The sequence below is a fragment of the Terrimonas rubra genome, assembly GCF_042686025.1.
GTDB classification, from domain to species: domain Bacteria; phylum Bacteroidota; class Bacteroidia; order Chitinophagales; family Chitinophagaceae; genus Terrimonas; species Terrimonas rubra.
Genome location: NZ_JBHUOZ010000003.1, coordinates 1,101,432 through 1,114,401 on the forward strand (window position 1 = coordinate 1,101,432; position 12,970 = coordinate 1,114,401).

Sequence of the window (12,970 nt, forward strand, 5' to 3'; positions counted from 1 at the left end):
GGTGTTTGGGGAGTTAAAATAAATGGATACTTGTCAGCACATTGCTTCCATTTGATCTTTGGTATATATACAATTCGTAGTGGGGCCAATATAGTTTGACCAGCCTAGTGCTGTCCAGAATTCTAAAATGCCGTCCACAATCACAACTTTATACAAGCGAAAACAACCGTCATTGTGGAGTATCCACCAGTATTCAATTTCATTTATTGTGCTTACTTTAAACTTATAAAGTGTATTGGTCGGTGAGTTTGGGGTTACTTCAGGAGCAAGCGTTTCTGGAGAAGCAAAACTGGTATTGGTTATGATAATAAATAACAGTACTGCTGAAATTTTTTTAAGCATAGGTGATGTTTTAATGGTGGATATAAATAGTTTAATTATCAGTCGATTTTTCTACTAATATTCGGGCTGTAACCTGTACCCCTGTTTTTTTATATTAACAACTTTGAGGAGCTGATACTCCTATAAGTTGTAGTATTTACAATGGAAATGATAAATCTAACTATCGGTTTAGAAGAAGAGATGATGTTTTTCTCGTGTAAAAGTTAGGGCATTCATTTGGATAAAATATCTGGCAGGTGTGTTGCTGTTTATATTTAAAATTTATCAATATATAACATGCCTGTTTTACTACCGAATAGTAAGAGAAGAGAAAAAAAGAAATAGATGTGAATAACCGGGAAATGCATCATATTTTTCCCGGTTATAATATGTAGAAAATAATAAGCGTAATAAAGTGGCTACAGATAATTTGTGATAAACTATTTATCAAACCCGTTGGTAAAACTGACCTGCAGTTTTTCGGCCTTGGCCAATACCTCGTTCTGTAAATTGGTTTTATAGGTCTGAATGGCCTGTGCAACGGTAGCATCGCTGCTGCCGATGATCTGTGCCGCCAGGATGCCTGCATTTTTACCACCATTAAGCGCCACGGTAGCTACGGGTACACCGGATGGCATTTGTAAAATGGATAATACCGAATCCCAGCCATCAATACTGTTGGATGATTTTACCGGTACCCCTATCACCGGCAAGGTAGTAACCGATGCCACCATACCCGGCAGGTGTGCAGCGCCGCCGGCCCCGGCAATAATTACTTTTAATCCGCGGGAAGCTGCGCCGGATGCGTAATCCATTAAACGCTGCGGCGTACGGTGCGCCGATACAATGGTCAGTTCAAAAGGAATATTAAACTCCTTCAGTATGTCGGCAGCAGGTTGCATTACCGGTAAATCACTATCGCTGCCCATTATAATACCAACTTGAATATTCATGCTGCAAAGAAAGGAAAACAATCAGATACTCCGGCCATACCGGCCAATTTGTTGAAAAGATTGACCCAGGTATTCAATGATATCACCGGCCGTCATGGCTTCCATACTGTTGGCAGCGGCAGCCAGGTCGCCGGCCAGGCCATGCAGGTATACGCCAAAAATGGCGGCATCTTCAGGTGTATATCCCTGGGCCAGTATACCGGTAAGTAAACCCGTAAGTACATCGCCGCTGCCGCCCGTGGCCATGCCCGCATTGCCTGTGGTATTGTAAAATCCTTTGCCTGCCGGTGTGGCAATAAAACTATGGTGTCCTTTTACTATGATGATGCAATTCAATAGTTGTGCTTTTTCAAGCGCTAACTGCTGCTGGGTAAAATTATTGGTGGTAGCGCCAAAAAGACGTTCAAATTCTTTGGGATGGGGTGTTAGTATACTTCCCGATGGGATCAGATCATACCAGTCCGGGTGTTTAGCCAGTATATTCAACGCATCGGCATCAATGACCATGGGTTGACGGTATTGCTGCAGTAATTGATAAACAGCTTTGATAGTGGCGGGTTGGGTGCCAATACCGGGGCCAATACCAACAGCACGGTAGGGTGTTGTATCCAGCTGGAGTTCTGTAATATGATCAGGGTCAGGGTCGGTAATAAGCATCGCTTCGGGCACCGAGGTTTGTAAAACTATATAACCGGAGTCCTGGGTATAACAGGTTAGTAAACCTATCCCTGACCGTACCGCAGCGCGGCAGGCCAGTACGGCTGCACCGTTCTTACCATAACTGCCGGCAATAACCAGTCCATGACCATAATTGCCTTTATGGGCAAAACGTAAACGGGGTTTATAAATGGTAGCGATCAATGCTGCATCAATCACTTCAAAAGGCGTATTGGTCTGGTTATAATAATCGGGGTCAAGTCCAATGGGCAGCACATGTACTTCGCCAACGGCCCCTGCATTATCGGCCATTAACAAGGCCCTTTTATAACCCTGGAAACTTAAGGTATGATCGGCCTCTATAACCGGGTTGTTATCACCGGCCTTATCGGCATACAGGCCGCTGGGCATATCAATAGCAACAACAATATTGCTGAGCGAGTTAATATAATCAAACAGGGCCGCGGTAAAACCTGTGGCCGGGCGGTTGATACCCGTACCCAGTATCGCATCAATAATAATATTACCGGTTGCTACCAGGGGAAGCTCTTCCGGCGTTTCTATAAACTGGATAACTTCGGGATATACCTGGTTAAGCCGTTCAAGGTTTGCCTGGAAATCATAGGAGCCTTGCTGCCCTGATTCAGGAATGTATACTGTAACAGAACAATTGCGTGCCATTAATAAACGGGCAATAGCCAGCCCATCGCCGCCATTATTACCCTTACCACAAAAAATAGTATAAAACTCCTGTTTGGGAAAACGATGCTGCAGCCAGTCCACGCAGGCTGTTGCCGCTCTCTCCATCAGGTCTATGGATGCAATGGGCTCTTCCTGCATGGTATAACTATCCCAGTCCCTGATCTGTTGTGCGGTAAAAAGTTTCATACCGGTAAATTAAACAATTTATTACTGGTTTGCCGGTGTATTTATTAAGCAGGCATACTTACCGGTATTACTTTTTCTTAACGGTTTTTTTAGTGGCAGGCGGGGTGGTCCTGCTTTTTGCCGTTGCCTTTTTCTCCGTCTTTACTGTTGCTGTTTTTTTAGGAGCCGGCTTTTCCTTTCTAACGGTCTTTTGTTTGGATGCAGGGGCAATTTTGGGTTCATCAGCCTGTTCTTCCTTTGCAGGGGAACGACGTTGCTGGTAGTCGCCAAAAATATCGTACAGCTGGTGGCCGGCACTGTAAATATGCCGGTTAAACTTATTACCTAAAATAATAATAGTTGCTTTTTCATCTGTCAGGCGGGCAAAGGCAGGTGTAAAACCATGCCAGCGGCCAAAATGGTATACCACTTTCTTACCATTAGGCAGCATTAATAAACGCCAGCCTAATCCGTAATTATGAATACTGGGTTTTTCGTGGCTGTAAGGTGTAAAGGCAGAGTCCATCAGGGTAGGGCGTATCAGCTGACCACTATACAATGCCTGGTCAAACTTTAGCATATCCTTAGGTGTACTGTAAATGTTTTTATCGCCATATGTTCCCTCCAGGTGATCATCGGGCCAGAACTCACGGTTTATTTTAAAGGAGGGAGTAGCATGGTTACTGTCGGCCAATGTGTACACATAGGTATGCAACATTTGTAAAGGGCCAAACACATGCTGTTTCATGTATTCCGGGAAGGACATGCCGCTTACTTTTTCAACGATCATGGACAGCAGCACAAAATTGGTATTACAATAGCTGAAGCCACGGTTGGGAGAGAAGTTGGGCTTTGGTTGCTGGTCATATAAAAACTGTAACATCAGGTCATTGGTCACCATCGTCTTTATATCCCACTTCTTGCTATCGCCCATAAAATGCACATAATCGGGTAAGCCACTGCGATGGGTAAGTAACATGAATACACTGATATTGGGATAAGGAAAGCCCGGGAAAAATTTGCCCAGTGTATCGTTTAAGGAAAGTTTGTTTTGTTGTACCAGCTGCAATACGGCTGTGCCGGTCAGTGGCTTGGAAGTAGAAGCCAGGTGAAAGCTGGTAGTATCGGTTATGCTGTCTTTCTTTCTCAGGTCACGGTAGCCTACATAACGTTCGTAAACAATATTACCGCCTACAGCTACCAGGCAGGCGCCGTTAAAATCTTTATTCAGCAAATTGGTGTCTAAAAAATCCGAAACCGCTTTGCCATACCGGTCTAAAGAATCCTTACTGATGGTCAAAGGCTCGGGCAGCTTAAATATAGTACTGTCAACTGTTTCATCCTTGTTCGGGCTAATGGCGCCACAGCCATAACTAACTATCGTTATTATTCCTATCCAGGCGCTTTGCTTTATGCTTGTCATCCATGTCATAGCTGCAAAAATAACAAGGCAGCACAGGCCATGATACCTTAATTTTTCCCCATTTGTTGAATAGTCTTAATAACTATATTTGCAACCATTATGGCAACCGCTCAACAGACCAGCTATCCAAAAGAAAAAATAAAGGTGCTGCTTTTAGAAAACATCAGTGACCTTGCAGTAAAAAACTTCCAGAGCCAGGGATATGTTAATGTAGAAAAGCTTTCAAAAGCTTTAACAGAAGACGAACTGGTAAAAGCGATTAAGGATGTACATATCCTGGGCATCCGTTCCAAAACAATGATAACGCCTAAGGTATTAGCCGCTGCTACCAAGCTGCAGGCAATAGGTTGTTTTTGTATCGGGGTTAACCAGGTTAACCTGCAATCTGCAACCGAGCATGGTGTAGCCGTGTTTAACGCGCCTTACTCCAATACCCGTTCCGTTGCCGAGCTGGTGATCGGTTTATCCATTATGTTAATACGTCGTATTCCCGATAAAAACAAAGCCGCCCACCAGGGTATCTGGATGAAGGATGCCAAGGGAAGTTTTGAATTACGTGGTAAAACCCTGGGTATTATCGGTTATGGTAATATCGGCAGCCAGGTAAGCGTACTGGCCGAAGCCATGGGTATGAAAGTATTATTTTATGATGCCGAAACCAAACTGCCTTTGGGTAATGCGGTAGATGGCAAAACATTAAAAGATGTGCTGGGCAAAGCCGATGTGGTGACCATGCACGTACCCGATACCACGCAAACCCGTAATATCATTAATAAAACCACCATCAAGTATTTTAAAAAAGGTTCTATCCTTATTAACTATGCCCGTGGTGAAGTGGTTGACCTGGATGCTTTGCGTAAAGCCATCATTGATGAACATATTGCCGGTGCTGCTATTGATGTATTTCCCTGGGAGCCTGAAAAAAACGGCGACCGTTTCCAGTCCCCCGTACAGGACCTGCCCAACGTGATACTGACACCCCATATCGGTGGCAGTACCGAAGAGGCCCAACAAAATATTGGCGAGGATGTAAGTAATAAAATGCTGAACTTTTTGGAAAAAGGCATCACCTTTGGTTCACATTCCGTTCCTGCACTGGCCCTGCCGCCACAGGAAGGTTCGCACCGCATACTGCATATACACAAAAACGTACCCGGTGTATTATCGGCCATTAATACGCAATTATCCAAACACAATATCAATATCGTTGGCCAGTATTTAAAAACCAATGAAACTATTGGTTATGTGGTGCTGGATGTAGACCGTAAGCTCTCCAAACAGGCGGTACAACTATTAAAAGAGGTAAAAGAAACGATCAAAGTGAGACTGTTGTATTAATTCTAGTATAAACTATGTAGTATATAGAAGTTGAGCCTGGCTCAACTTTTTTTATGTTACCAACAACAGTGCAGATGGCATCGTCCCTTGCGTCGCACACTTCAGCTGTAGTAACACAGATGGTCATGAAGAAAACGGTTTATGGTATTATGGAGGTCCTCATTTCCAAATTATCTAATTCCCTGATTATCTAATTAAGTTAGCTTTGTTGTATGGAAGAACAACTATCACAGGATGCCAAAAACATCTTAGGCTTACAATTACCCACTGATCCGCGTTGGGTAAGCCTGGCCGAAATGTCGCTGGAAGATATATTGACCGATCATGCCTATTGTGAGCAAAAAGCGGCCACTACCTGTATTACCCTGGTACAGCGTTACAGCGACTACCCCAAGGTGGTGACCGAATTGGCGCCGATTGTAACGGAGGAGTGGGGGCATTTCCGCCTGGTACTGGCCGAGCTGCATAAACGTGGGCTGAAACTGGGCCTGCAGCGTAAGGACGAATATGTGAATAAACTGATCAGCTTTCAGCAACGTGGCGGTTCCCGCGAAGGCCGTTTTCTGGATGCTTTACTCACCATGGCCTTAATTGAAGCCCGCAGCTGCGAACGTTTCAAAAGATTAAGTGAAGGGTTGGAAGATGAATACCTGCGCAAATTTTACCGCCGTTTTATGGAAAGCGAAGCCGGGCACTATACCTTATTCATAGAGCTTGCAGAAACTTACCTGGACAAAGACCTGGTGCGTAAACGCTGGAACGAGTGGCTGGTGTATGAGGCAGAAGTGATCAAAAGTTTAGAGGTAAGAGGAGATAGGATACATTAGGGAGGTTCAAGGGTTTAAAGTTTAAGGTTTAAGGTTAGCGCAGCGGTGTGATATTAATAAACTTAGTGTTTAATTAGGTAATTAACCTTTTAATGCATCTATTTTATTGAGTTACACCAATTCAATATGAAAATAATGACTAAAAGGTTTGTAAATGTTATCGTTGGAATTGTATTCGCAGGCCTGTTAATTGGCACGGCGATTTTGCAAACACACTTAAAAAATAAACCACAAATATTTATGTTAGTCTTGGGCGTAGTAACATTCTCAAGTTTTGTTTTTAGAAAAAAGCTACTCTCTACTATACTTTTTTCTATTATTTTGGGAGTCATGTTGTATGTTAACCTGTTTTTACTGACAAACTTTATCGTTGACACTTTCAACCCTGATAAAGAGTGGGGAGATCTGGATGAAGTGAGGCATAGAGGGATGGATATGAATTGGATATGGGGTGTTCAGGCAGGTATTATCTTATCGCCATTGATACTATTTTTCTACCATATTTCTAAATTAAGAAGTAGAATGATAGAAACTGTTGTGACCGCTCTTTTTGTAATAACAACGATCGTGATTTATATAATTTACGAGTGGTGATCATAATAATTGGTTTGTTGCCGGGGTTCGTGTCTCACGAACCCGTGAAAGATTCATCGATGAATAAAGAACGGGACGATGAACGGAGCGTCGCAACCTCAGCCCGATCAGGGAACTATAGCCGGCTATAAAATTTTAATTCCTAATTCATCATTCATAATTAATAATTAATCGACAGGCAATCAATTATTTAATAATAAAATTACTATTTTTGTTAGCTAATTTATTGCTATTCGGCAATCTTGTTATACCTTTGCCGCCACAAAATATATATTAGGATAAAAATCGGATGATTTCTTAAAAAAACAAAGATGCCTTTAACAAAAGAAAAAACAGCAGCAATTTTTACAGAGTTTGGTGGTAAAGCTACCAATACAGGCTCTATTGAAGGACAAATTGCACAGTTGACTGAGCGTATCAGCCAGATCAGCGGTCACTTACAACAAAATAAAAAAGATTTCTCTACTCACCGTGGTCTGATGCAACTGGTAGGTAAACGTAAACGTTTATTAAACTACATGCAAAAGCATAACCTGACCGGTTATCGCCAGCTGATTGAGAAATTAGGATTGAGAAAATAAGGCTCCCCCGTATCCGCAAGGAAAACTGGGAGAGTGTTTATATAACGCCGTTTCTCTTCGCCGATAACGCAGAAGAAATACATATATAATTACTATTCCCAACTTGTTAGCATGTTGGGAATAGCTGTTTTTGGGCATGTATATTTTTGCCCCTTGTAGCTTGCCTTTTTTGCCCCGGATACTCCTCAACGCCTTGTAAGTACCACCAAAATTAATAGATGACCTAAACAGGAATTCGCCTGTTTATAAAATGAACTTACATGTTAAAACAACCCATTAGTAAAACATTTGACATAGGCGGTGGAAGAGAAGTGACCATTGAAACCGGTCGCCTTGCCCGCCAGGCCGACGGTGCCGTTACGGTAACTGCCGGTAACTGTATTATTTTAGCTACCGTTGTAGCCAACAAAGAACCAAAAGAAGGCCAAAGCTTTTTCCCTTTATCGGTTGACTACCAGGAGAAATTTGCTTCAGCCGGCCGTATCCCCGGATCTTTCTTTAAACGTGAAGCACGTTTAAACGATTACGAAATTTTAACCAGCCGCTTAGTGGACAGGGCTTTACGTCCCTTATTCCCGGAAGATTATTTCTGTGATGTACAGGTACTTATAACGCTTGTTTCAAGTGATGCTGAAATTATGCCTGATTCAATGGCCTGTTTAGCTGCTTCAGCAGCTTTAGCTGTTTCAGATATTCCCATTAAAGAAATTATCTCCGAGGTAAGAGTAGGCCGTGTGAACGGTGAACTGATCATTAACCCTACCCGCAGCCAGATTGAAGAAGGTGACCTGGAATTTATTGTAGCCGCTACCGAGAAAAACCTGATGATGGTGGAAGGTGAGGCCAAAGAGTGCAGCGAAGCCGAGCTGGTAGAAATTTTACAGGTAGCACACGATGCTATCCGTATACAAATTAAAGCACAGCAGGAATTAAGGGCGCTGAAAGGTGTTACTACCAAGAGAGAGTATACCAAGCCTGTAACCGATGAGGCTTTAGAAGCCAAGGTAAAAGCATTTGCCGGTGCAAAAGTGCTGGAAGTAGCCAAAGGTGCTTTAGCCAAGCATGACCGCAGTGACAGGTTCTCTGCTATTCATGATGAGCTGATCGAGTACCTGAAATCTGAACTGCCTGAAGGTGAAACCGAATTGCCGGCTTTAACTAAAAAATTAGCCTCTACTTATTACAGCGACCTGCAGTATTATGTAGTGCGTGATATGATCCTGAACGAACGTGTACGTTTAGACGGACGTGGCCTGGAAGATGTACGTGCCCTGGATATGGAGGTAGATGTATTACCTTCTCCACACGGTTCTTCTTTATTTACACGTGGTGAAACTCAGTCACTTACAACAGTTACCTTAGGTACTGCTTTAGATCAGTTACTGGTTGAAAGTGCCGCTCATTCTTATGAGTCTAAATTCTACCTGCATTATAACTTCCCGCCGTTCTCAACCGGTGAGGTGAAAATGATGCGTGGTCAGAGCCGTCGTGAAGTAGGACACGGTAACCTGGCTTTACGTTCTTTAAAACAAATGATGCCGGGTGGTGATTTCCCTTACACCGTTCGCGTGGTAAGTGATATCCTGGAATCAAATGGTTCTTCTTCTATGGCTACTGTTTGTGCCGGCTCCCTGGCATTAATGGATGCGGGTATTGGTATTCCAAAACACGTTTCTGGTGTAGCTATGGGATTGATTACCAAAGGTGATCAATATGCTATCTTAACTGATATTTTAGGTGATGAAGATCACCTGGGCGATATGGACTTTAAAGTTACCGGTACCCGCGATGGTATTTGCGGTGTGCAGATGGACATTAAAGTAGATGGCCTGAGCATGGAAGTAATGAAAGAAGCATTAGACCAGGCTAAACGTGGCCGTTTACATATCCTGGATGCCATGTATGCTGCTATGCCAGCCGCACGTCCGGAGGTTAAACCACATGCTCCGCGTATGGTTAAACTGTTCATTGAACGTGAGTTCATTGGTGCAGTGATCGGGCCTGGTGGTAAAGTGATACAGGAAATGCAGCGTGAAACCGGCACTACCATCAATATTGAGGAAGTGAACAACCGCGGTGAAGTAAGCATCTTTGGTATTGAAAAAGAAGGTGTGGATAAAGCCGTTGCCTGGATCAAAGGTATCACTGCAGTACCAACTGTGGGTGATGTGTATGATTCAGTGGTTAAATCGGTTGTGGCATTTGGTGCTTTTGTTGAATTCTTACCTGGTAAACAAGGTCTGGTTCACATCAGCGAAATAAGCTGGAAACGTTTGGAAACACTGGAAGGTGTGGTAAAAGAAGGTGATACCTTTAAGGTAAAACTAATCGGTACCGATCCTAAAACCGGTAAATTCAAACTTTCCCGTAAAGCTTTAATTCCAAAACCGGAACAAAAACCCCGTGAAGAGCAGCAAGCGCCGCCAACACAAGGTGAATAATAAATTTGGTAAGCCCCTCCGCAAGAGGGGCTTTTTATTTTAGCTAAAACCCAGTCAGCACTTTCATAAATCGGTAGCGGCAAATATTGCGGTTAAAGCTGTAATGCCCTGCTGCTATTATATTCCCTTTCTTGCGATAGCGAATAACATTTAAAATTTTTTATGATCGATTTATGCCTATTTTAGAGTAAAACAGTGCTTGCATGAAAATCACTTCAGTCCTTCGTTACTTTACACTGATCCTTTTATTATCTGCCGGGTTAAACCTGCATTCGCAAACCGTATACCAGCCTGACTGGAAATCTTTAGACAGCCGCCCGGCTCCCCAATGGTTCACCGATGCCAAGTTTGGTATTTTTATACACTGGGGTTTATACAGCGTACCTGCCTGGGCTACCAACTCCAATGCCGATGGCTTTGGGAGTAACTATGCCGAATGGTATTGGGAAAGGTTGAACAATAAAAATTTAAAGATCCATAAAGAGTTTGTTGACTTTCACAAAAAGAACTACGGCCCCAACTTTAGTTACCAGGATTTTGTAAGCGGCTTTAAGGCCGAACTGTTTGACCCGCAGCAATGGGCTAAAATATTTAAAGATGCCGGCGCAAAATATGTGGTACTTACCAGTAAACACCACGATGGCTTTGCCCTGTGGCCCAGCCGCGAGGCATGGAACTGGAATGCCATGGATGTAGGTCCCCGGCGCGACCTGGCCGGTGACCTTAGTAAAGCGGTAAAAGCTTCCGGCCTGCATATGGGTTTTTATTATTCCCTTTATGAATGGTACAATCCCTTATACCAGCAGGATGTACATAAGTATGTTGATGAACATATGCTGCCACAAATGAAAGACCTGGTAAACCGTTACCAGCCCGATATTTTCTGGCCCGATGGCGAATGGAGCCAGAGCGATACTACCTGGAAGAGCAAAGAATTCATCAGCTGGTTATTCAATGAATCACCGGTGAAGGACAGGGTGGTGGTGAACGATCGTTGGGGTACAAAGGACAGGATACACGGAACTTTTACCACAACGGAATACGGACAGGGTAATGCCAGCTTAAACAAGCCCTGGGAAGAATGCCGGGGTATCGGAGAGTCATTTGGTTATAACCGCAATGAAAACCTGGAACAATACTTAAGCAGTGGTGCTTTGATCAACTTACTGGTTGATGTGGTATCACGTGGTGGTAACTTATTATTGAATATCGGCCCCGCTGCCGATGGCACCATACCAGTGATCATGCAGCAGCGTTTAAAAGATATGGGCGATTGGTTAACAATTAATGGGGAAGCGATCTACGGCACAACAGCCTGGAAAGAAGCACCCGTAAAAAAGGATATACCTGTATACTACACACGAAAAGGTAATGACCTGTATGTGATCAGTACCAAATGGCAGCCTGCTATTGCAGTACCTGGTATTAAAAAAGGTAAAGTGACCATGTTAGGTTACAAGGGGGCTGTAAAACACCAGCAAAAAGGAAATGTTATCAGTATAACGGCGCCGGCATTAACGCCTGCTGATAACCCGAATAGCTATGCCTGGGTATATAAAATTACGGGAGCATTTTAATTAGCCTGCATTCTTGCCTTTGGCAGCGCCTGGTTTTTTGGCGGCGGTATCGGGTGTATTATCTTTCCAGCGCCATAAATGCAGGCAGGCATACGTGCGGTAGGGCGACCATTTTTGGGAAATGCGCAACATATCCTGTTTCAGGGCTTTTTTATCATCGGTATTCAGCTTGTATAGCTTTACCATGGCCTGTTGTATACCCAGGTCGTCTACAGCAAAAACATCCTCGCGGCAAAGGGCAAACATGAGCATCATTTCTACGGTCCAGCGGCCAACCCCTTTTATCTGGGTGAGATAGGTGATGATGGCTTCATTATCCATCTTGTTCAGCACTGTATAATTAATGCCATGCTCCATATCAAACCGGGCTACGTTTTGAATATAATTCACCTTGGCATTGGACAGGCCGATACCTCTTAAGGTTTCAAAAGGAGTGGCTTCTATTTGTGCAGCGGTAGGAATTTTGTTATCATACAACGCTAAAAACCGGTCATAAATAACAGCCGCCACTTTGGTAGACAGTTGCTGGCTCATGATGGAGCCGCAGAGATACACGCATAGATGTTTTTTCTTTTTCAAACTATGTGTAGTGCCTCCTGCAAACAGTTGTTTGAACTTTTTGTCTTTGGAAAGGTGTAATACGTAATCCATAAAATATTTCTTATTCAAATATAGCTTATTACAATAGCAAAACCGGTGGGGATTATTGGTGAAATTAAACTGGTGGAAGCGCCAGCATTTATTGGATGTGCTGTGATAATAATTGCTGGAAAACGTCTCCTTCAATCATCCTTGCCCCCAGGCTTTCCAGGTGGGGCGTATAAACCTGGCAGTCTATCAGCTGTATACCTGCGGCCTGTAGTTGTTGTACCAGCGTGATAAAAGCAAACTTGGAAGCATTGCTTACATGGGCAAACATACTTTCGCCAAAAAAAACATTACCCATTTTAATACCGTACAAACCTCCAGCCAGTTCGCCATCCAGCCAGGCTTCGGCGCTATGCGCATGCCCCAGTTCATGTAAACGGGTATAAGCATTCTCCACCTCATCCGTTATCCAGGTGCCATCCTGTCCGGGACGGAAGGTTTCCTTACAGTAATGTATTACCTGTTTAAAGGCTGTATTGGTGGTAAAGGAGAAGGTATTATTTTTTAACACCTGTTTCATGCTCTTACTCACGTATAACTCTTCCGGGAAAAGTACAAAACGGGGTGAGGGGCTCCACCACAATATGTCCCGCCCTTCGTACCAGGGAAAAATGCCTTTACGATAGGCCAGCAACAAACGTTCAACGGACAGGTCGCCGCCAATGGCCAATAAACCATCAGGCTCTGCTTCTTGTACAGGAGGAAAAACTAATTTATTGTCTAAAATATGAATGGGCATACCA

At 43.5% G+C, this 12,970-nt stretch carries 12 protein-coding genes; 6 read left to right on the top strand and 6 right to left on the bottom strand.

Annotated elements, in window-relative coordinates; all coding sequences use genetic code 11:
* Positions 1–33: 33 nt before the first annotated feature.
* The 4 genes from ACFS6H_RS13835 to ACFS6H_RS13850 all read right to left on the bottom strand — a co-directional run bounded on the left by ACFS6H_RS13835 (position 34) and on the right by ACFS6H_RS13850 (position 4,230).
* Positions 34–342: a hypothetical protein gene (locus tag ACFS6H_RS13835; RefSeq protein ID WP_386099858.1), complete on the bottom strand. Its 309-nt coding sequence runs from the start codon at positions 340–342 to the stop codon at positions 34–36.
* A gap of 419 nt (positions 343–761) precedes the next feature.
* Positions 762–1,274 carry a 5-(carboxyamino)imidazole ribonucleotide mutase gene (gene purE, locus ACFS6H_RS13840; RefSeq protein WP_386099861.1) on the bottom strand — a complete coding sequence of 171 codons (513 nt, stop codon included), beginning with the start codon at positions 1,272–1,274 and terminating at the stop codon, positions 762–764.
* 21 nt (positions 1,275–1,295) lie between these two features.
* Positions 1,296–2,819 carry an NAD(P)H-hydrate dehydratase gene (locus ACFS6H_RS13845; RefSeq protein WP_386099864.1) on the bottom strand — a complete coding sequence of 508 codons (1,524 nt, stop codon included), beginning with the start codon at positions 2,817–2,819 and terminating at the stop codon, positions 1,296–1,298.
* A gap of 67 nt (positions 2,820–2,886) precedes the next feature.
* Positions 2,887–4,230 (bottom strand): serine hydrolase domain-containing protein, encoded by a 1,344-nt coding sequence (locus tag ACFS6H_RS13850; RefSeq protein ID WP_386099867.1) that lies wholly within the window; start codon positions 4,228–4,230, stop codon positions 2,887–2,889.
* A 90-nt stretch (positions 4,231–4,320) separates the two neighbouring features.
* On the opposite strand from ACFS6H_RS13850, the gene serA reads away from it, so the two are divergent.
* The 6 genes from serA to ACFS6H_RS13880 all read left to right on the top strand — a co-directional run bounded on the left by serA (position 4,321) and on the right by ACFS6H_RS13880 (position 11,579).
* Positions 4,321–5,559, top strand: coding sequence for a phosphoglycerate dehydrogenase (gene serA / locus ACFS6H_RS13855; RefSeq protein WP_386099870.1), 1,239 nt, complete (start codon positions 4,321–4,323; stop codon positions 5,557–5,559).
* Between the two features lie 212 nt (positions 5,560–5,771).
* Positions 5,772–6,386 (top strand): tRNA-(ms[2]io[6]A)-hydroxylase, encoded by a 615-nt coding sequence (miaE, locus tag ACFS6H_RS13860; RefSeq protein WP_386099873.1) that lies wholly within the window; start codon positions 5,772–5,774, stop codon positions 6,384–6,386.
* A 126-nt stretch (positions 6,387–6,512) separates the two neighbouring features.
* Positions 6,513–6,980: a hypothetical protein gene (locus tag ACFS6H_RS13865; RefSeq protein WP_386099876.1), complete on the top strand. Its 468-nt coding sequence runs from the start codon at positions 6,513–6,515 to the stop codon at positions 6,978–6,980.
* A gap of 311 nt (positions 6,981–7,291) precedes the next feature.
* Positions 7,292–7,561: a 30S ribosomal protein S15 gene (gene rpsO, locus ACFS6H_RS13870; RefSeq protein WP_386099879.1), complete on the top strand. Its 270-nt coding sequence runs from the start codon at positions 7,292–7,294 to the stop codon at positions 7,559–7,561.
* Between the two features lie 260 nt (positions 7,562–7,821).
* Positions 7,822–10,002 carry a polyribonucleotide nucleotidyltransferase gene (pnp, locus tag ACFS6H_RS13875; protein ID WP_386099882.1) on the top strand — a complete coding sequence of 727 codons (2,181 nt, stop codon included), beginning with the start codon at positions 7,822–7,824 and terminating at the stop codon, positions 10,000–10,002.
* A gap of 203 nt (positions 10,003–10,205) precedes the next feature.
* Complete coding sequence (locus tag ACFS6H_RS13880; protein WP_386099885.1) at positions 10,206–11,579, top strand: alpha-L-fucosidase; 1,374 nt, start codon at positions 10,206–10,208, stop codon at positions 11,577–11,579.
* On the opposite strand, the gene ACFS6H_RS13885 is transcribed toward ACFS6H_RS13880, so the two are convergent.
* Both ACFS6H_RS13885 and aat read right to left on the bottom strand, forming a co-directional pair.
* A complete protein-coding gene (locus ACFS6H_RS13885; protein WP_386099888.1) occupies positions 11,580–12,230 on the bottom strand; it encodes a DNA-3-methyladenine glycosylase family protein in 651 nt (216 codons plus the stop codon). It lies immediately after the preceding gene.
* Positions 12,231–12,318: 88 nt separating this feature from the next.
* Positions 12,319–12,966: a leucyl/phenylalanyl-tRNA--protein transferase gene (gene aat, locus ACFS6H_RS13890; protein ID WP_386099891.1), complete on the bottom strand. Its 648-nt coding sequence runs from the start codon at positions 12,964–12,966 to the stop codon at positions 12,319–12,321.
* Between the last annotated feature and the right edge of the window lie 4 nt (positions 12,967–12,970).